The organism is Streptomyces sp. NPDC012935, from assembly GCF_042900345.1.
In the GTDB taxonomy this organism is placed as follows: Bacteria; Actinomycetota; Actinomycetes; order Streptomycetales; family Streptomycetaceae; genus Streptomyces.
Map to the genome: position 1 here is coordinate 314,741 of NZ_JBIBBC010000009.1, position 17,840 is coordinate 332,580.

Annotated in this window: 15 protein-coding genes; 8 read left to right on the top strand and 7 right to left on the bottom strand. The window is 72.4% G+C overall.

The features are described 5' to 3' along the window. Positions 1-66: 66 nt before the first annotated feature. The 3 genes from rsgA (at position 67) to ACFY5C_RS23595 (ending at position 3,332) form a co-directional block, all read left to right on the top strand. Complete coding sequence (rsgA, locus tag ACFY5C_RS23585; protein ID WP_389447154.1) at positions 67-1,158, top strand: ribosome small subunit-dependent GTPase A; 1,092 nt, start codon at positions 67-69, stop codon at positions 1,156-1,158. Between the two features lie 150 nt (positions 1,159-1,308). Then, positions 1,309-2,796 carry an AlkA N-terminal domain-containing protein gene (locus ACFY5C_RS23590; protein ID WP_389447218.1) on the top strand — a complete coding sequence of 496 codons (1,488 nt, stop codon included), beginning with the start codon at positions 1,309-1,311 and terminating at the stop codon, positions 2,794-2,796. Between the two features lie 2 nt (positions 2,797-2,798). After that, a complete protein-coding gene (locus ACFY5C_RS23595; protein ID WP_389447156.1) occupies positions 2,799-3,332 on the top strand; it encodes a methylated-DNA--[protein]-cysteine S-methyltransferase in 534 nt (177 codons plus the stop codon). On the opposite strand, the gene ACFY5C_RS23600 is transcribed toward ACFY5C_RS23595, so the two are convergent. The 3 genes from ACFY5C_RS23600 to ACFY5C_RS23610 all read right to left on the bottom strand — a co-directional run bounded on the left by ACFY5C_RS23600 (position 3,329) and on the right by ACFY5C_RS23610 (position 5,535). After that, on the bottom strand, positions 3,329-3,700 hold the full coding sequence (locus ACFY5C_RS23600; protein ID WP_389447158.1) for a PPOX class F420-dependent oxidoreductase: 372 nt from the start codon (positions 3,698-3,700) through the stop codon (positions 3,329-3,331). The genes ACFY5C_RS23595 and ACFY5C_RS23600 overlap by 4 nt on opposite strands. Before the next feature lie 271 nt (positions 3,701-3,971). Further along, positions 3,972-4,454: a DUF456 domain-containing protein gene (locus ACFY5C_RS23605; protein ID WP_389447160.1), complete on the bottom strand. Its 483-nt coding sequence runs from the start codon at positions 4,452-4,454 to the stop codon at positions 3,972-3,974. A gap of 91 nt (positions 4,455-4,545) precedes the next feature. Then, positions 4,546-5,535, bottom strand: a complete 990-nt coding sequence (locus ACFY5C_RS23610; protein ID WP_389447162.1) for a helix-turn-helix transcriptional regulator — start codon at positions 5,533-5,535, stop codon at positions 4,546-4,548. A 255-nt stretch (positions 5,536-5,790) separates the two neighbouring features. On the opposite strand from ACFY5C_RS23610, the gene ACFY5C_RS23615 reads away from it, so the two are divergent. Both ACFY5C_RS23615 and ACFY5C_RS23620 read left to right on the top strand, forming a co-directional pair. Then, a complete protein-coding gene (locus ACFY5C_RS23615) occupies positions 5,791-9,537 on the top strand; it encodes a S8 family serine peptidase (protein ID WP_389447164.1) in 3,747 nt (1,248 codons plus the stop codon). 221 nt (positions 9,538-9,758) lie between these two features. After that, on the top strand, positions 9,759-11,051 hold the full coding sequence (locus tag ACFY5C_RS23620) for a protein phosphatase 2C domain-containing protein (protein ID WP_389447166.1): 1,293 nt from the start codon (positions 9,759-9,761) through the stop codon (positions 11,049-11,051). Positions 11,052-11,063: 12 nt separating this feature from the next. Here ACFY5C_RS23620 and ACFY5C_RS23625 read toward each other — a convergent pair whose 3' ends face one another. Beyond that, complete coding sequence (locus ACFY5C_RS23625; RefSeq protein ID WP_389447168.1) at positions 11,064-12,377, bottom strand: helix-turn-helix domain-containing protein; 1,314 nt, start codon at positions 12,375-12,377, stop codon at positions 11,064-11,066. A 236-nt stretch (positions 12,378-12,613) separates the two neighbouring features. On the opposite strand from ACFY5C_RS23625, the gene ACFY5C_RS23630 reads away from it, so the two are divergent. Next, positions 12,614-13,231 carry a hypothetical protein gene (locus ACFY5C_RS23630; protein WP_389447170.1) on the top strand — a complete coding sequence of 206 codons (618 nt, stop codon included), beginning with the start codon at positions 12,614-12,616 and terminating at the stop codon, positions 13,229-13,231. A gap of 142 nt (positions 13,232-13,373) precedes the next feature. On the opposite strand, the gene ACFY5C_RS23635 is transcribed toward ACFY5C_RS23630, so the two are convergent. Next, the gene (locus tag ACFY5C_RS23635; protein WP_389447172.1) at positions 13,374-13,679 is read right to left on the bottom strand and encodes a hypothetical protein; all 306 of its coding nucleotides are present in this window, start codon (positions 13,677-13,679) and stop codon (positions 13,374-13,376) included. Between the two features lie 144 nt (positions 13,680-13,823). Between ACFY5C_RS23635 and ACFY5C_RS23640 the strand changes: the two genes are divergently transcribed. Beyond that, the gene (locus ACFY5C_RS23640; RefSeq protein WP_389447174.1) at positions 13,824-14,306 is read left to right on the top strand and encodes an ATP-binding protein; all 483 of its coding nucleotides are present in this window, start codon (positions 13,824-13,826) and stop codon (positions 14,304-14,306) included. A 122-nt stretch (positions 14,307-14,428) separates the two neighbouring features. Here ACFY5C_RS23640 and ACFY5C_RS23645 read toward each other — a convergent pair whose 3' ends face one another. Both ACFY5C_RS23645 and ACFY5C_RS23650 read right to left on the bottom strand, forming a co-directional pair. Beyond that, positions 14,429-15,466 carry a DUF2637 domain-containing protein gene (locus ACFY5C_RS23645; protein WP_389447176.1) on the bottom strand — a complete coding sequence of 346 codons (1,038 nt, stop codon included), beginning with the start codon at positions 15,464-15,466 and terminating at the stop codon, positions 14,429-14,431. Positions 15,467-15,770: 304 nt separating this feature from the next. Then, complete coding sequence (locus ACFY5C_RS23650; protein ID WP_389447178.1) at positions 15,771-16,622, bottom strand: (2Fe-2S)-binding protein; 852 nt, start codon at positions 16,620-16,622, stop codon at positions 15,771-15,773. A gap of 155 nt (positions 16,623-16,777) precedes the next feature. Between ACFY5C_RS23650 and ACFY5C_RS23655 the strand changes: the two genes are divergently transcribed. Continuing rightward, positions 16,778-17,647, top strand: coding sequence for a GntR family transcriptional regulator (locus ACFY5C_RS23655; protein WP_389447180.1), 870 nt, complete (start codon positions 16,778-16,780; stop codon positions 17,645-17,647). Positions 17,648-17,840 lie beyond the last annotated feature (193 nt).

The following is a 17,840-nucleotide window of genomic DNA, read 5'->3' on the forward strand; positions in this document are numbered from 1 at the left end:
CTCACTCACCTCTCCGCGTCCGATGCACGCGGCTGCCGGGGCCACCCTTGTGTGAAGGGTCACCCGTTGACTTCCACCTCTGTTTTCTCCGCGTTGGCTCCCTACGGCTGGGATTCGGCCTGGGCCGACGCGTTCACCCCGCACGACGCGCAAGGGCTGCTGCCCGGGCGCGTCCTGCGGGTCGACCGCGGGCAGTGCGACGTCGTCACCGCCGACGGTGTCGTACGGGCCGACACGGCGTTCGTCACCCCGCACGATCCGATGCGGGTCGTGTGCACGGGCGACTGGGTCGCCGTCGAACCCGCGGGCAATCCGCGCTACGTACGGACGTATCTGCCACGCCGTACCGCCTTCGTACGCTCCACCTCCTCCAAGCGGTCCGAGGGGCAGATCCTCGCCGCCAACGTCGACCACGCCATCGTCGCCGTGTCGCTGGCCGTCGAGCTCGACCTCGGCCGCATCGAGCGGTTCCTCGCGCTCGCGTGGGAGTCGGGCGCGCAGCCCGTCGTGGTGCTCACCAAGGCCGACCTCGTGCCGGACGCGGTGACGCTCTCGCATCTCGTCCAGGACGTGGAGACGACCGCGCCGGGTGTGCCGGTGCTGCCGGTCAGCGCGGTGGACGGGGACGGACTCGAAGTCCTCGTCGCAGTCGTCTCCGGCGGTACGTCCGTGCTGCTCGGGCAGTCCGGCGCGGGCAAGTCGACGCTCGCGAACGCGCTGCTCGGCGAGGACGTGATGGAGGTCCAGGCCGCCCGCGACGTCGACGGCAAGGGCCGCCACACCACCACCACGCGCAACCTGCTCGCCCTGCCCGGCGGCGGCGTCCTGATCGACACCCCGGGGCTACGGGGGGTCGGCCTGTGGGACGCCGAGGCCGGGGTCGGCCAGGTCTTCTCGGAGATCGAGGAACGGGCCGGGCAGTGCCGCTTCCAGGACTGCGCCCACGAGAGCGAGCCGGGGTGCGCGGTGCTGGCTGCGATCGACTCCGGGGACCTGCCGGTACGACGGCTGGAGAGCTACCGCAAGCTGATGCGGGAGAACCAGTGGATCGTGGCCAAGACCGATGCGCGCCTCAGGGCCGAGATCAAGAAGGACTGGAAGCGGAAGGGGGCGGAGGGGCGCGCGGCGATGGAGGCGAAGCGGGGGAAGCGGCGGTAGCGCCGACTGGGGTGCCTCATCTGCGGGCCCGCGGCTGCGGGCTCGTCGTGGCTGGTCGCGCAGTTCCCCGCGCCCCTTGAGGGGCGTTGGAGTGCTGTGTCCGATTTCCGCCAGCAGCCCTCCCGGTCACGGCGGAGACTGGACACCGTGATGGACGAAGACACCAGGTACGAGGCGGTGCGCAGCCGGGACGCCCGGTTCGACGGCGAGTTCTTCTTCGCCGTCGAGACGACCGGGATCTACTGCCGCCCCAGCTGCCCCGCGGTCACGCCGAAGCGGCGCAACGTGCGGTTCTTCGCTACGGCCGCCGCCGCGCAGGGCTCGGGTTTCCGGGCCTGCCGGCGGTGCCGGCCGGATGCCGTGCCGGGGTCCGCGGAGTGGAATGTGCGGGCCGATGTCGTGGGGCGGGCGATGCGGCTGATCGGCGACGGAATCGTCGACCGGGAGGGCGTCGCCGGGCTCGCCGCTCGGCTCGGCTACAGCGCCCGGCAGGTGCAGCGGCAGCTCACCACCGAGCTGGGCGCCGGGCCGGTCGCGCTGGCCCGGGCCCAGCGGGCGCACACCGCGCGTGTGCTCCTGCAGACCACCGCGCTGGCGATCACCGAGATCGGTTTCGCCGCCGGGTTCGCCAGCGTGAGGCAGTTCAACGACACGATCCGGGAGGTGTACGCGTCGACCCCGAGCGAGCTGCGGGCCGCCGCCGCTCCGAAGGGCGGCCGTGGTGACCGGCGTACGGCCACCGAGTCGGCCGGGATCCCGCTGCGGCTCGCGTACCGGGGGCCGTACCAGGCGGGCCTCGTCCTCGACCTGCTGGAGCGCGAGGCCGTGCCCGGCGTCGAGGACGTCAGCGGGCCGGCCGGGCGCCGGACGTACCGCCGCACCCTGCGGCTGCCGCACGGCACCGGCATCGTGGCGGTGCAGGAGCGGATGGGCGGTGTGCGGAAGCGGGCGCCCGCGGGTGACCACATCGCCCCCGGCCCGAGCGCGCCCGGACCTCTGGCTGCCCCTGCTTCCCGGCTCCGCGCCACACCTGCCTCGGCGACCCACCCCGGCGGCTGGCTCGACGCCCGTCTGCACCTCACGGACCCGCGCGACCTGACCACCGCCGTGCAGCGGCTTCGGCGGCTGTTCGACCTCGACGCGGATCCGTACGCCGTCGACGAGCGGCTCGGCGAGGATCCCCGGCTCGGACCCATGGTCGCCGTGCGGCCGGGGCTGCGGTCGCCCGGGGCAGCCGACGCGGAGGAGCTGGCCGTGCGGGCAGTGGTCGGGCCGGTGGAGGCCGAGCGACTGGTGCGCCGGTACGGCAAGGCTCTGGACGCGCCCTGCGGCAGCCTCACCCACCTGTTCCCCGAGGCGGCCGTCCTCGCCGGGGCCGAGCCCCACGGGCCGCTGGGCGCGCTCGCCGCAGCCCTCGCCGACGGTGCCCTACGGCTGGACCCGGGCGCCGACCGGGACGAGGCCCACCGTGTCCTGCTCGGCCTGCCCGGACTGGATGCCCGTACAGTCGCCGTCATCCGCACCCGTGCCCTCGGCGACCCGGACGTCGCCCCGCCCGGCACCGACACCCCGGACAGCTGGCGCCCCTGGCGCTCCTACGCCTTGCAACACCTGCGTGCAGCAGGGGAGTTGGAGTAATCATGACCACCCCGAACCCGACCCTGACCACCGTCGCCGCCCCGGCCGCTTCTCCGACCCACTGGACCGAGGTCGACAGCCCCGTCGGACCCCTCCTCCTCACCGCCGACCCGGCCACCGGCGCCCTGGCCTCCCTCTCCGTGCCGGGCCAGAAGGGCGGCCGTACCGTCCAGGACGGCTGGCGGCGCGACCCCGCCCTCTTCGGCGCGGCCGAGGAACAGCTCGCCGCCTACTTCGCCGGTGAACTCAAGGAGTTCCAGCTGGAGTTGCGGACAGCGGGCAGTGAGTTCCGGGAGCAGGTCTGGGCCGCTCTCGACTCCGTTCCCTACGGCACCACCACGACGTACGGCGAGATCGCCGCGCGGATCGGTGCCTCCCGTGCCGCCGTACGGGCCGTCGGCGGCGCCATCGGCGCCAACCCGCTGCTGATCGTCCGCCCGTGCCACCGGGTGATCGGGTCCGACGGGTCGCTGACCGGGTACGCGGGTGGCCTGGAGCGCAAGATGCGGCTGCTCACGCTGGAGGGCAGGCTCTAGTCCGCCTCCAGTCCCCAACTGCGGACCCACCGCGGATGGATGCGGATGACCTCCTCGCTGAAGTGCGGGCCCAGCTCGTGCGGGCCCGTGAGGAGTTCCGCGTCCCCGCGGATCTCGATCCCGCGCACCCGCCACGGCCGTACGCTGACGAGATCGTCGACGACCAGGGCGAGCTTCGGGTTGTTGCGCAGATTGCGCCACTTCTTGGTGGTGCCCATCGATTGGCCGCCGATCAGGATCGTCCCGTCGTCCTGGGGGAAGAAGCCGACCGGGTTGGCCTGCGGCTGACCCGCCGGGTCCACGGTGGCCAGCCGCCCCAGCCGCTGCGACCTCAGGTACGCCCGTTCCGCCTCGCTGAATTCGGTCATACGGCCAGCGAAACACCCTCGTCTCGTCGGCGCATCGGCTGCTCGCCCTAGGGCCACGGGCCTACTCCGGCCGCACCCCCTGCTGCGCGGGGAGTCCCCAGCGCGGGGCCGGCTCGTTGGGCCGCACCGGCGCGATCGTCAGGTCCGGCCGGTCGCCGCGCGCCGTGATCAGCGCCGAGTCGCCCTTCCGCAGGGCGATGCGGACCGTGCGCTCGCCGGAGGCGGCCCACGGGTTGCGAATAGACCCGATGTATCAGCTGGGTCGGATGTATCAGCCCCAGATCACCGCGCCCAGCCACGCCCCCGCGATCAGCTGGCACGTGAACAGCTCCGCCAGCACGCTGGAACCGCCCGCCCGCATCGCCGTCCGCAGCGCGGCCCTCGCCTCGCCGTGGCGGCCCAGCCGGAGCCGTTCCCCCAGGTAGATGCCGGCCATGAAACCGGGGATCGAACCGAGCACGGGGATCAGGAGGAAGCCCAGGAACGAACCCGATCCGGCGTAGACCACGATGCGAGGTGCGGCCCAGTTCGGGCGCATTCGGCGGGGCGGGAGTGCCCAGCGCACCACCTGGGAGAGGAACAGCGCGACGGTGGCCCCGACGAGTACCCACCACGCGACCGGCTGTGGGTCCTTCAGCGCCCACCACATGACCCCGGCCCACACCAGCCACGACCCCGGCACGCCGGGTACCAGCACTCCGCAGAGGCCGAGCAGGAGGACCAGGCCGACCAGCACAAGGTCCCACACTCCCATCTGACCAGACTGCCGGAGCCCGGGAGAAAGCGCAGATCAGCCTGGCCGGCGGGGGTGTGCCACCGTCACCCTGCCCGCACCTGGACGCCCGTCACCCCTGCCGCTCCCGCGCCACCCACCCCCGCTCGTACGCGTGCCACCCCAGCTGCAGTCGGGTCGTCACCCCGGTCAGCTCCATCAGCCGCTTCACCCGGCGCTGCACGGTCCGCAGCCCGAGGTCCAGCTGCTTGGCCACGCTCGCGTCGGTCAGGCCGGCCAGCAGCAGGGAGAGCACCTCCAGGTCGGTGTCGTCGGGGCCGTCCGGCTGCTGCTCGGTGACGCCGGACGTGCCGAGGCGTACCGGCAGCGCCTCCCGCCACACCGACTCGAACAGCCCGGAGAGCAGCTCCAGCAGCCCGCTCGCGTGGACGACCAGCGCGGCCGGCTCCGCGGTGTGCGAGGTCAGCGGCACCAGGGCGAGCGTGCGGTCGGCGATCACCAGCTTGGTCGGCACCTGGTCCACGACCCGTACCTGTTCCTCGCGGCCGAGGGCGGCGGACAGCTCGGTGATGCCGTGCGGCTGGTCGAGGACCGAGCGCTCCAGGACCACCCGGTAGCGGACGCCGCGGTGGGCGGCCTGCTCCTCCGCCTCGTTCTCGACGCCGGTGACGGCGACGGGGTTGCCGGTGACCAGGGCGCACACCTCCTCGCTCGCCCCGAGCTGGAGCTGCAGGAAGCGCTGCGACACAGCGGCCGCACCGATCACCACCTCGACCAGGTCGTGCACCGCCGGTTCGGCGACCCCCGCCCGGTACTCCTCGGCGAGCATCGCGGCCGCCAGCTCCGCCTTCTCCAGCTCGTGCCGCTGCTGGGTGAGCAGCGCGCCCAGCGCCACCCCGGGCGGCGCGGCGACCCAGCGGCCGGGCCGGGCCGAGGACTGCGCCGCGAGCCCGTGCCGTTCCAGGCGGCGCAGGGCGCGCTCGGTGTCGTGTTCACCGAGCGTCAGCCGTCGCGCGAGATCGGGTACGTCGGCGGCGCCCACGGACACCAGGACGCGGTACGCCGACTCGTGTGTCTCGTCGAGACCTATCGCTCCCAGCATCGGGCCGCGCCCTCCCCGAAGAACATCCGCACATCCGCACATCCGCACATCCGCAAAAAGAACACCGGTGTTCGGGCCGTGGCGGAAAACGGCCACGGCGCAAAACCGCCTTCGCACATCATCGCCGTACCACCCGCCACTCTGCCAAGGTGACGCCACCGCAGCATCAACCACCGCCCGCTTTGTCCGACTTGGGCCTTCCCGGTCTGCGCTTTCGCGCCCGTCGGCAGGCGGCAGCAAGGGAAGAGGGCGATCTTGGGGAGAGCGATCTCGCGTACGGCCACGGGTGCGGCGACCGCCGCGATCCTGGCCGTGACGACAGCCGTACCCACGCATGCGGCCACCGCTGTAGCCGCGCAGCCGACCACCGACGGCCCGAGGCAGCTGACCGGCGACCGGGCCACCCCCGCCGCCGGCTCCGGCTCCGTCGTCACCCTCGTCACCGGCGACCGCGTCCTCGTCACCCGCGACGGGGCCGTCGCACTGCCGGGCGAGGACGGCACGGCCCCCTTCACGCAGACCCGCCGCTCCGGCGAGGACCTGTACGTCTACCCCGCGGGCGCGGTCGAGGCGATCGCCGCCGGCCGCGTCGACGAGGAGCTCTTCAACGTCACCGGTCTGATCCGCCAGGGCTACGACGACGCCCACCGCAAGACGCTCCCGCTGATCGCCACGTACGACCGCTCCGTCGCCCGAGCCGTCCCGCCCGCCCCACGCGGAGCCGAACGGGGTCTCGTCCTCGACCCGATAGACGGTGTGGCCCTGGAGGCCGACAAGAAGCAGGCCGCCGACTTCTGGGCGGACGTCACGAGTTCCCGCTCCCGCACGGCCGGCGACCTGAAGAAACTGTGGCTCGACGCCAAGGTCCGGGCGACCCTCGAGCGTTCGACCCGCCAGGTGCACGCTCCCGAGGCCTGGGCCGCCGGTTACGACGGCAAGGGCACCAAGGTCGCCGTCCTGGACACCGGTGCCGATGCGGAACACCCCGACCTCAAGGGCCGTATCACCGCCTCGAAGAACTTCACCGACTCCCCGGACGCCGACGACCACGACGGTCACGGCACCCACACCACCTCCACCGTCGGCGGCACGGGCGCTGCGAGCGACGGAAGGAAGAAGGGCGTCGCGCCCGGTGCCGACCTCCTCCACGGCAAGGTCCTCAACGACTACGGCCAGGGCGAGACCTCGTGGATCATCGCCGGCATGCAGTGGGCCGTCGACCAGGGCGCCGACGTCGTCTCGATGAGCCTCGGCAACCCGGCCCGCACCGACTGCACCGACCCGATGGCCCAGGCGACGGAGGAGCTCGCCCGGTCGAGCGAGAACACCCTGTTCGTCATCGCCGCGGGCAACACCGGGCCCGGCAACAACACGATCTCGTCCCCGGGTTGCGCACCGAGCGTCCTCACCGTCGGTGCCGTCGACCGCGACGACTCCACGGCACCCTTCTCCAGCCGCGGCCCGGCGTACGGCTCGCACACCCTCAAGCCGGAGATCGCCGCACCGGGCGTCGGCATCTCCGCCGCGCAGGCCGGCGGACGTGGCGCGTACGCCTACCAGTCCATGAGCGGTACGTCGATGGCGACCCCGCACGTCGCGGGCGCGGCCGCCGTCGTCAAGCAACGCCACCCGGGCTGGAAGGCCCGGCAGATCAAGGCGGCCCTCGTCTCCGCCGCCGACACGGACATCCCCGGAGACGCCCGTGAGACGGGCGGTGGACGCCTCGACGTACGTGCCGCGATCGGGCAGCAGGTGCTGGGCGCAGCCGCGGTCCAGGCCGGCACGTTCAACTGGCCCCAGGACGCGAGCGACCGCACGACGGTCGCCGTGCCCTACACCAACACCACGGACAGGGCGGTGGAGCTGAAGCTGTCGGTGCCCGCCGTAACCGGCAACGACGGCTCCACCGTCCGCTCGTCGATCGCCCGCCTCGGCGCCCGCTCGGTCACCGTTCCGGCGGGCGGAACGGTCGAGGTCCCGCTGCGGATCGATCCGACGGCGACGCTCACGCGGGCCCAGTACGGCGACGTCACGGGCCGCGTCCTCGCCGCCGCCAAGGACGGCCGCACGGTCTCGACCCCCTTCGCGCTCTACGTCCAGCCGGAGACCGTCACCCTGCGCGTGAAGCTGACCGACCGCCTCGGCAGGCCCGCCGACGGCGCCTCCTCCGTCGACCTGATCGGCACCGACGACGCGGCCGGCGAGCGGCGCTTCAACGAGGGCGCCGCGGACCAGACGTACCGGATCCGTCCGGGCGCCTACTTCCTCTCCAGCTTCATCACGACCCCCGAGACCGGCGGCACGCTCCTGGACTCCCTCACCTACCTCGGCCGTCCGCAGCTGGATCTCCGCGACGACACGACCGTCGTCCTCGACGCCCGAAAGGCCAACCGGCTGAACATCAGGACGGACCGGCCGACCGAACTCCGCGGCGCCACACTCGGGTTCGCCCGCAGCTGGGACGACACCTGGCTGCACGCGGGCACGGCAGCCGGTGGGCGAGAACTGCGCGGCTACTACGCCTCCGTCACGGGCAGGGCGGCCGACGGGGACTTCGAGTTCGACAGCTTCTGGCGCGCGGCGGCCCCGCAGATCACCGAACTCGCCGTCGTGGGCGGCCGGTCGCTGCATCCGATGACCGCGTCCTTCAACTCGGCCAACCTCGACGGCACGGGCCGGGCGCCGCTCGTCGATGCCAAGTCCGGTACACAGGAGGAGCTTTCGGGGGCGGCAGGGAAGATCGCGCTCGTCGGGATCCCGGACGGCGGGAGCGCCTACGAGGTCGCGCGGCGCGCGAAGGAGGCCGGTGCGGTGGCGCTCCTCGTCCACCGTGACGCCCCCGGCCGCTGGTACCCCTCGGCCGGCTTCACCGGCGGCGCACTGCCCGTCCTCGCCATCCCCGCTGACGAGGCGAAGGCGTTGCTCGCCGCCGCGGACGTGACCCTGCGCTGGAAGGCCACCGCCAAGAGCCCGTACGTCTACAACCTCGCCTTCCCGGAGCAGGGCCCGATCGGCGGCGACCGCACCTATCGCGTCCGGGACCGGGACCTGGCGGCGACGACGGCGACGTACAACTCGATGGCGTCCGCCGGCACCGACCACATCGACCTGACGGCCATGACCCGCCCGAACGGACTGAGCGGCTACTTCGGCGGGTTGGAGACGGTCGCCGCGCCCTTCACCCGCACCGAGTACCACTCGCCGGGCACGACCGGCTGGGAGCACGAGGTGTCCAGCAGCTTCCCGTGGGGCGAGTTCATGATCGACCCCATGCGGACGTACGGGAAGGGGGAGCGGCGGACCGAGAAGTGGTACGGCGGTGTCCTCGCCCCGGCCACGCCGCTCGACGACAGTGGCCGACCCGCCCTCGCCGGTGAACGGCAGGGCAACCTGATCGGCGTGGCACCCGGCTTCTGGGGCGACGGTCAACACCAGGGCGTGCAGGGCAGCTTCGGCGACATCGGCGGCATGACGCTGCGGCGGGACGGCGAGACGATCGGGGAAAGTCCGTATCCGTTCGGGGTGTTCACCGTCCCGGCCACCGACTCGACGTACGAACTCACCCTGAACACCGCGAAGATAGGCCCTCCGGCCGCGGCCTGGAAGCGCTCCACGAGCACGACGACGACCTGGACCTTCCGCTCCGCACCGGACGAGGCCGCGTACTCGCAAGGCATACCGATGCTCTTCCCGCGGTACGCGCTGCCGGAGGACGGCCTGAAGACACTCCCCGCCGAGGACGGACAGGTGATCACGCTGACGGCGACCGGCCACGCGGGCTACCGGCCCGGTGAGTTGACACAGGCCCAACTCGCCTATTCCTACGACGAAGGCGGTACCTGGACCGAGGCGCGGACGGCACAGCAGGACGACGGGACCTGGACCGCGAAGGTGAACCACAGCGGAGCGGCAGGAAAGCAGGTCACACTCAAAACCGTCCTGACCGACACGAACGGCACATCGGTCACCCAGATCGTGACCCGGGCCTACGACGTGCGCTGAGGCGCGCGAGGGGGATCCGGGCCCGGGTCACCCGACAGTCGCCGGGCGGTTCTCCCGTGGGGGGTGGGACTGCCCGGCGACCTGTTTCACGTCCCGTTCCGTCACTTGCCTCGCACAAGTGTTCAACACCTCACTCGACCACGCCTTTCGAGGCGGTTCACCGGGTCGGATTTTCCGGATGCCCCGTTTTCATACGGGCCGTGCGGTGGACAATTGGGGGCATGAGCCAGCAGGGGGGAAAGGCCACCGGTCACGAGGACGACTGGTGGGGGCAGCTGTACGGTGACTTCACCGATGACACGGGCCCGACCAAGGCGCCCGACACACTGGACGACCGGTTCGCCTCGGCGGCGGGGGTGTCGGGAACCGGCGCCCCGGTTCCGGCTCCGCGGGCCGGCACGGATGCCGTGGCGGGTCCGTCGACCTTCCCCGCGGGCCTGCCGAAACCGCCGGGATTCACCGTGGAGGAGCCCCGGGAGCGGGCGGCTCCGACGACGGACGACGAGCCCCGCACCGCGACCCAGGTGGACCTCCCCACCCACCCCCCGGCCCCCCTCGACTACGTGGGCGACGGCCCTCCCACCTACGCCGCCGAACCCACCGCTCTGCCACCGGCGGACCCCGACGACCTGGACGACCTGGTCGCCGACACCGTCCTCGACGGCGCCCGCTACGGCGCCTCAACCCTGCGTGCCGTGTCCCTGCGCGGCGACTCCGCCCGCTACCGGGGCGAACCCCGCCGCGACTGCCTGCTCACCGCCCGCTTCGGCACCGGCGAACACGCCCTGGTCCTGGTGGCGATGGCCACCGGCGCCCGAGCCACTCCGGGCGCGCACCGCGCCGCCGCCGAGGCCTGCCACTGGATCGGCCGGGCCGTCGGCCGCAGTCACGGGAGGCTCGCGGACGACATAAGGGCAGCGAGGCGCGGCGACCTGAAGTCCGGCCTGCACCGCCTCACCGACCGCAGCCTCGGCAAGCTCCGCGCCAGCGCGGCCGAACAGGGCATCGAACCCGAGGAGTACGCGGCGACCCTGCGCTGCCTTCTCCTCCCCGCCGACCCCGAGTGCCGGACCCGGGTCTTCTTCGGAGTCGGCGCGGGCGGACTCTTCCGCCTGCGGGGCGGCGAATGGCAGGACATCGAACCCCGCGTCACCGACGTCACCGGCGAACCCGTCGTCGGCTTCGGCTCGCTCCCCGCCGAGACCCCCGAGGGCGACCGCCTCACCATGGACCTCGGCATCACCACACCCCCGAGCCCCTACGACCCCGCCCCCGAACCACCCCGGGAACCCTTCCGCTTCCGCGCGTCCGTGGCCCGCCCCGGGGACACCCTCCTGATGTGCACCGGCGGCCTCGCCGACCCCCTGCGCGGCGAGCCCGAACTCGCCGCCCATCTCACCGGCCGGTGGTCCGCTCCCGAACCGCCCGGCCTCGCCGAGTTCCTCGCCGACACCCAGGTCCGGGTGAAGGGGTACGCCGACGACCGTACGGCGGCGGCCGTCTGGGAGGCCTGACGGCGGCTTCGGCTACGGCCGGTACGTCACCCACGAACGGGCCGAGGTGTCGTACACGTACATGGGCAGCCCCTTGATGCCCGTCGTGCGGAAGGGGCGGCCGTGGTCGTCGATGCGGACCGTGCCGGTGCGGCCCTGGGAGGACCAGTCCAGCTCCAGGTACCAGCTGCAGTCGCAGTTCTGCGTCCGCGCGTCGACCAGCAGCACCTCCGGGTCCTCGGCGGACACGCGGTACGGCAGGCGCATGGCCGGGATCGTGACGCCCGTGTCGTTGCCGTCGGCCGGGCGGGCGATGGGGCGGTCCTTGTCCAGGTCGACGTCGAAGTAACGAGGTGTCAGCGCTCCGCCGCAGCCCTGGTCCATGGTGTAGACGGTGCCTTTGGAAGGCACTGAGCGGCCGACGACGCGCACCCTCAGGGCCTTCAGCACGACGGCCGTGGAGGTCCTGCCCTGCACGGAGATCTCGACCATCGTCTGCTCCCCGTGCACCGCGCCCTGAGAGCCCGCCCACACCTCGGCATCCTGCGGCGCGGGAGGCGGAGGTACCTGGCTCGGCGGCCGGGCGACCACGTAGTCGTGGCCGCAGCCGGCCTGCCACACATGGGAGTTGGCGCTCCAGGTGAGCGGCACGCCGGCCGGGGCCTGCTGCGGTCCGGCTCCCTTCGAGGGGCGGTCGGTGGGCGGGGCCGACTTCGGCGAGGACTTCTTCGAGGCGTCGGCCGAGGGGGAGGGGGCGCTGGGGGACGGGCTCGGCGAGGCCGTCGACTCCGGGCGGGGAGAGCCTGTGGGCGTCGTACGGGGCGGCTCGGTGCCCTGGACGGAGTCGCTCGCGCGGGGACGGTCGTCGTCAGGCAGGGCGGACAGGCTGCCGAGCGTGGCGAGCAGAGCCGTCGCCACGGCCGCCGAGACGAGCAGGCGCCGGCGGCGATACCAGGGGTGACGGGGAGGGGTGTCGGTCGGAGTCGGGTCCGCGGTCACAAGCCCCGTCGGCTCCTCGGCCGCGTCCGTGGGGGAGTCGTCCGCCGCGGAAGGGGCGCTGCCGGCCGTGCCGGTAGCCGCCGAGCGGGACCGCTGCCGTGCCGCCACCGCCAGGATCCACAGCCGGTGCAGCTCCAGCCGCTCCTGCGAGGTCGCCTCGCACAGCGCGGCGAAGCGTTCCACGGGGGCGAAGTCGACGGGGACGGCGTCGCCGGCGCAGTAGCGGTGCAGCGTGGAGGTGTTCATGTGCAGGCGGCGGGCCAGCTGACCGTAGCTGCGGTCGGTGCGGTCCTTCAGGCGGCTGAGCAACGCCGCGAACTCCTGGACGTCGTCCTGTGCTGCCGACACCGTTCCCCCGAGTCCTCACCGTCCCGGGACGGCATCCCAGGCACTCCATATACCTGCACGTCAGAAGGGCTGGGATGGTTCCACCGTCGCGGATCGGGTGTCGGCCCTTGCGGTCTCCCGCTGTGACGGCTGATGCTCTTGGTGTCGCACCGACCAGGGCCGGACGGACCATCCGCCGTCGGTGCCGGCTCACTTCCGATCGTTCACGCTGTCATGTCATTCACGGGGGGACACCCATGTCCAAGCGCACTCGCACCGGCACGCTCGCCGCACTCACCGTCGCGGGCCTCGCCGCGGGCGCCGCACTCACCGCCGCACCCGCCGGCGCCGTGACGAAGGCGCCCGCGCCGAAGTTCCTGTCGGCGACCGAGCTCCCGCCGCACCCCTCGTCCGGCTGGACCGCCGCCCCGGTCGCCGACGGGGTGCCGGAGGAGATGCAGTACTGCTTCGGCGAAGCGCTGCTCGCCTACGACTCCCGCTACCGCACCTTCCGCACCGAACTCGACACCGGTGCCGAGCAGCTCAACGTCGTCGTCGGTGACAACGCCAAGGCCAAGGCCCTCGCCACCCGCCTCGACAAGGAGATCAAGCGCTGCGTCACGCGCATGGACGCCGACCCGGAGATCGAGGCCGACCACAAGAGCTACGGCAGCCTGCCGGTCGAGGAGGGCGCCCGCGTCCACGGTTTCGCGACGCGTGCCTCGTGGGGGGCCATGGACATCCACCTCGTCTCGGTCGGCCGGGACGGCGGCACCGTCACCGTCGTGCAGTGGGGGCAGATGGGCGACTTCACGGACGCACCGGTGAAGGCCTTCAAGAAGACGACCACCACCGCCGTCAACAAGCTCTACTGACCGGCGCACCACAGGCCCACCTCACCAGCGGGGCCGCCCTCCCGGACGGGGGTCGGGCGGGCGGCCCCGCCACCACGCGGCACCACCGGCACCGCTGCGGTAGCGAATTCCGGCCAGATTCACAGACCGCGCGCAGCGGCTTCTACGGCTCCTCGACGTCGAGCCTCACCCGCCGGGTGTCCGGGTCGGGTACGGCCATCTCCGCAGAGCGGGGTCGCCGAACGGTCCGATCCCCAGTGGTCCGCAGCCCCTCGGGGACATCGTCACCATGCCGTGCGGGACTGCCCTGGTCGGCCGCCCCTGCGGGGGCGGATTGCACCGCCTTGCCTCCCCTCGCCAGAATCACACCCGCGGCCCGCAGCCCGAGACCGTGGCCGGTGACCGACTCGATCCGGTCGTCGTCAGAGGCGGCCTTCGGGCGGCCGGCGGGTGACGTTCCGGGTTTCATCCACTGGCGATGGCCTGCCGTAACCGTGGCCGAACACCTGGTCGTTGACGATTCGACATGACTGCCGCCGGTCCGACTGGGAAATGGTTCCCGTGAACGTGTTCGAGCAGGAGGGGAACCGACATCGGCACGCGGGCGGGGGTCATGAAAAGGCAGGCACGGGGAGGCGGTCCCATCACCATCGGGGCCTCCTCGGCACAGACAGTGGAGGACAAGGCCGCGAGCGCCGGGGAACACGCGCAGTCGCCGCAGCTCAGGCGCAGACTCGGACGGGCGGACCTGCGGGCCGTACCGGAGGCACGCAGGGCTCTGCGCGAGCTGTTACGGCACTGGGGGAAACCCGGACGATCGGACATAGCCGAACTGCTCACCAGCGAGCTCGTCACCAATGCGATCGTCCACACCGACCATGACGCCATCCTGACGGCGATCGTCGGGCCGCACGGACTCAGGGTGGAGGTGAGGGACTTCGTGGCCCGCCGGCCCAGACTGCGCGTACCGAACGCCGACAGCTGTACGAACGGCCGAGGCCTGGTGCTGGTCCAGTCCCTCGCGGACGACTGGGGCGTGCGGACGCACGGGGTGGGGAAGGCGGTGTGGTTCGCACTCGACGCGGATGCCGCGTGATGCGCGATGCCGGTGTCGCATGTCGTACGACGACGGGAAGGGGGCGCGACCCGAGCCTCGGGTCGCGCCCCCTTCCCGTCGATGCCGTCAACGGCCGTCGATGCCGTTGACGAGCGGAGTGCTCAGCCGAACTGCTGCTCGAGATCCTTGAGCTTGCGCTCCAGGGAGTCGAGCCTTGGCAGGGCCATTGTGTCGTCCTCCGAGGTGAGGTCGACGGTCACCGGGTCAGAACCGGTGCGGACGGGCTGAAGTGACGGACGTGAGCGCACGGGCAGTTGCTCCGGCGCCGATATGGCAGGCTCCGCGGAGACTTGGGCCGACGCGCGCTCCAGAGCCTGCGTCTCGCCCTGCCGGGCGCCACGGCCGACGAAGCCGCGGTGGCCCCGGCTGATCGCCTTCAGCTGGGCCCGCTCCATGCGCTGCTGCTCGCGGCGGCGCAGCCGGGCCGTCTCCTTCTGCCGCATGTCCTCGCGGACCTCGTCGACCGCCTCGTCCAGGCTGCGCACGTTCTCCAGGAGCATCAGCGACCAGGCCTTGTAGGTCTCGCGGGGGGCCCGCAGCCAGCGGACGATGCGGATCTGCGGGAGAGGCCTGGGCACCAGACCCTGCTCACGCAGAGCGGCACGGCGGGTCTGCTTCAGCGCCCGGTCGAACAGCACGGCCGCGGACAGGGACATGCCGGCGAAGAAGTGCGGCGCGCCGTCGTGGCCGATGCCCCTGGGCGCGTGCACCCAGTTGAACCAGGCCGCGGCGAAGGCGAACGTCCACACGAGTATCCGGGAGCCGAGGGCCGCGTCGCCGTGGCTGGCCTCGCGGACGGCGAGTACGGAGCAGAACATCGCCGCGCCGTCGAGGCCGAACGGCACGAGGTACTGCCAGCCGTTGGTGAGGCCGAGGTTCTGCTCACCGAAGCCGACCAGGCCATGGAAGGAGAGTGCCGCGGCCACCGCCGCACAGCAGAACAGCAGGACATAGGAGACGGTGCCGTAGAGGGCCTCCTTGCGGCGACGGCGCTCCTCGCTGCGCTCCCACGAGTCGTCCGCGCTCGTGTCCTTCCCCGCGGACTTCCCGCGCCGGAGCACCGCTATCGCCGCCAGCAGGCCCAGGAGCAGGACGGCGCCCGGAAGCAACCAGTTCAGCGATATGTCGGTCAATCTCATCTGGGGTCCCTTGCATTGGGATAGGGCGTAACGCCCGCCATATTGGCCCAATCCCACTGGCCCTCAGGGGGTTTCGGGGCAAGAGGCCGCCAAGGAAGTGCGAGGGGATGCCCGGGGCGGCGTTCTGCTCGAACTGCCGCTTGAGGGGCAGGAGTTGAGTTCGAACAACACTACCCGTGCGGGTGGTTCCACGGAAAGTTCCTGCGCGAAGTGAGGAATTTGTGAAACGCCTGTAACCGTAACGGGTGCCCTGCTCGCGGGTGATCTTACGGCACGAAGGCTGACGCGCGTGCCTGAGGGGGCGTCAACTGGCCGCGGCCAGAAGCTTGGTGACCCGGTCCGCGTCGCAGGTGCGCGGGCAGGTGGCGCAGGTGTCCTCGGGGCGAAGTGTGTAGAACATGCAGCAGCTCGCCCGGTCCCGGGTGGGCAGCGACTCGCCGTTCGGGCCGGTCAGTTCACGGAAGGCGGCCGAGCCGACGTACGGCTTCGTCGCGCCCGGCAGCAGCAGCTCCAGTTCGCGGCGCGCCCGGTCCTGCTCGCCGTCGCCGAGCAGATGGGCGACGTACCACAGGCTCTCGACGACCTCGTCGGTCGCCATGCCCCACAGCGCGCGTCCGCGGCGTCGCATGCGGGGGCCGAAGCCGGTGAGCACGGGTTCGAGGTGCTCCGCTATCGCCGCGCGCACCTCGGCGCGCAGCGCCTCCTCGTCGGGCACGACCCGCGCGCCGGGCACGGTGGCGGCCGGGTCGCCGGGGAGGCAGGCGAAGGTGGCGGGGCGGGCGGCGAGGGCGCCCATCGGGAGGTCCGGGGCCGTGCGGTCGTACGAGACATGCGTCACGGGGAAGCGGGGGACGCGGCGGAGCAGGAACCAGGGGACGGTGATCAGCAGGCAGACGGGCCAGGCGTAGCGGTGCAGGCCGAAGCTGGCGACGACGTCCGCGCGCGCGGACTGTCCGTAGTCGCGCTGTATCTGCGCGTCGTCCCAGGCCAGGAACGTGTCCAGGTCGGCGCCCCCGTCCGCGAGCGCGGCTGCGGTGACCCAGCCGTCGTGTCGGGGGAGCTGTGCGTCGGTGGCCGGCTGGGTGATGGCGAGCCCCGGGAAGACCTCGGCGAGACGGGTGTAGGCGTCCGCGAGGGCGGAGGGGGGCACAGGCATTCCGGACCGCCGATCCGTGAGGTGGTGAAGGTAAGGCTTACCTTACCCAAGATCGCTGCGGTTTGAACTGTCGCGTTCTGCGCCTAAGGTGCTTGACGGGTGAGTAACAAGCCGCCGTAATGACCCCAAGTACCGATACATCCGGAGGAGGACCCGTGAAGCAGGGCGCGCAGAGCTCCGCGGTGACGGGGATTTTGCCGGTGTCGCAGGGCTTGGAGGCCCGGGCGGGCGCGGACGGTACGGGTGCGGGTGTGGCGCGGGTGCCGTCGCAGGGGCGAGCCCCGGGAGTGGATGCGGGTGCCGCTTCGGGTGCGGACGCGGGACGGGGTGTCCCGGCGCCGACGGCCCGGGGTGAGCACACCCACAGCGAGACGCCGATTCCGCGGCCTCGGGCGGTTGTCCAGCGGGCCTCGGTGCGGGGGCAGATCCTCGACGCCCTGCGCACCGCGCTCGTCACCGGTGAGCTGACGCCCGGGGTGGTCTACTCGGCCCCGGTCCTCGGCGAACGCTTCGGCGTCTCCGCGACGCCGGTCCGTGAGGCCATGCAGCAACTCGCGCTGGAGGGGGCCGTCGAGGTCGTCCCTAACCGGGGGTTCCGGGTGGTCGAGCGCGGTGCCCGGGAGTTGGCGGAGCTGGTCGAGGTGCGAGCGCTGATCGAGGTCCCGGTGATGCTCCGGCTCGCTCGCACGGTCGCCGCCGAACGGTGGGCGGAACTGCGGCCGTTGGCGGAGGCGACGGTCCGCGCGGCGGCGACCGGCTGCCGGGCGACCTACGCGGAGACGGACCGTACCTTCCACCGCGCTGTGCTGTCCCTGTGCGGCAACGAACAACTCGTCCAGATCGCCGACGACCTCCACCGCCGCGCCCAGTGGCCCCTGGTGAGCCCCGCCCGCCCGTCCGGCCGCGGCCACGCGGACCTCCTCGCCGACGCGGCGGAACACACGGCTCTGCTGGATGCGTTGATCGCCGGGGATGTGGATGTGGTGCGTGCCCTGGTCGGGGAGCATTTCGCCGGGGCGAGCTGAGGGGTGCCTGCGGCGGCCTGTCGCGGTTCGGTGGGGGTGCGCGTAGCGCTTGCGGTGCGGTGGGTGGGTCGGGGCCGTGCCGGGGGGTGTCCGTCCTCGGACCGGCGGTCGCCTTAAGCCAGGAGGGGCCGCGTGTTGACGCCGGCCACTGCGGGCGGACACCCCCCGGCACGTCCCCTTGCCGCCGTGGGCG

What these genes read in the sequence shown, in the direction of transcription:
- ACFY5C_RS23590 (WP_389447218.1), top strand. Translation starts at nt 1,309, where the DNA reads ATGGACGAAGACACCAGGTACGAGGCGGTGCGCAGCCGGGACGCCCGG.
- ACFY5C_RS23595 (WP_389447156.1), top strand. Translation starts at nt 2,799, where the DNA reads ATGACCACCCCGAACCCGACCCTGACCACCGTCGCCGCCCCGGCCGCT.
- ACFY5C_RS23600 (WP_389447158.1), bottom strand. Translation starts at nt 3,700, where the DNA reads ATGACCGAATTCAGCGAGGCGGAACGGGCGTACCTGAGGTCGCAGCGG.
- ACFY5C_RS23605 (WP_389447160.1), bottom strand. Translation starts at nt 4,454, where the DNA reads ATGGGAGTGTGGGACCTTGTGCTGGTCGGCCTGGTCCTCCTGCTCGGC.
- ACFY5C_RS23610 (WP_389447162.1), bottom strand. Translation starts at nt 5,535, where the DNA reads ATGCTGGGAGCGATAGGTCTCGACGAGACACACGAGTCGGCGTACCGC.
- ACFY5C_RS23620 (WP_389447166.1), top strand. Translation starts at nt 9,759, where the DNA reads ATGAGCCAGCAGGGGGGAAAGGCCACCGGTCACGAGGACGACTGGTGG.
- ACFY5C_RS23630 (WP_389447170.1), top strand. Translation starts at nt 12,614, where the DNA reads ATGTCCAAGCGCACTCGCACCGGCACGCTCGCCGCACTCACCGTCGCG.
- ACFY5C_RS23635 (WP_389447172.1), bottom strand. Translation starts at nt 13,679, where the DNA reads ATGAAACCCGGAACGTCACCCGCCGGCCGCCCGAAGGCCGCCTCTGAC.
- ACFY5C_RS23640 (WP_389447174.1), top strand. Translation starts at nt 13,824, where the DNA reads ATGAAAAGGCAGGCACGGGGAGGCGGTCCCATCACCATCGGGGCCTCC.
- ACFY5C_RS23645 (WP_389447176.1), bottom strand. Translation starts at nt 15,466, where the DNA reads ATGAGATTGACCGACATATCGCTGAACTGGTTGCTTCCGGGCGCCGTC.
- ACFY5C_RS23650 (WP_389447178.1), bottom strand. Translation starts at nt 16,622, where the DNA reads ATGCCTGTGCCCCCCTCCGCCCTCGCGGACGCCTACACCCGTCTCGCC.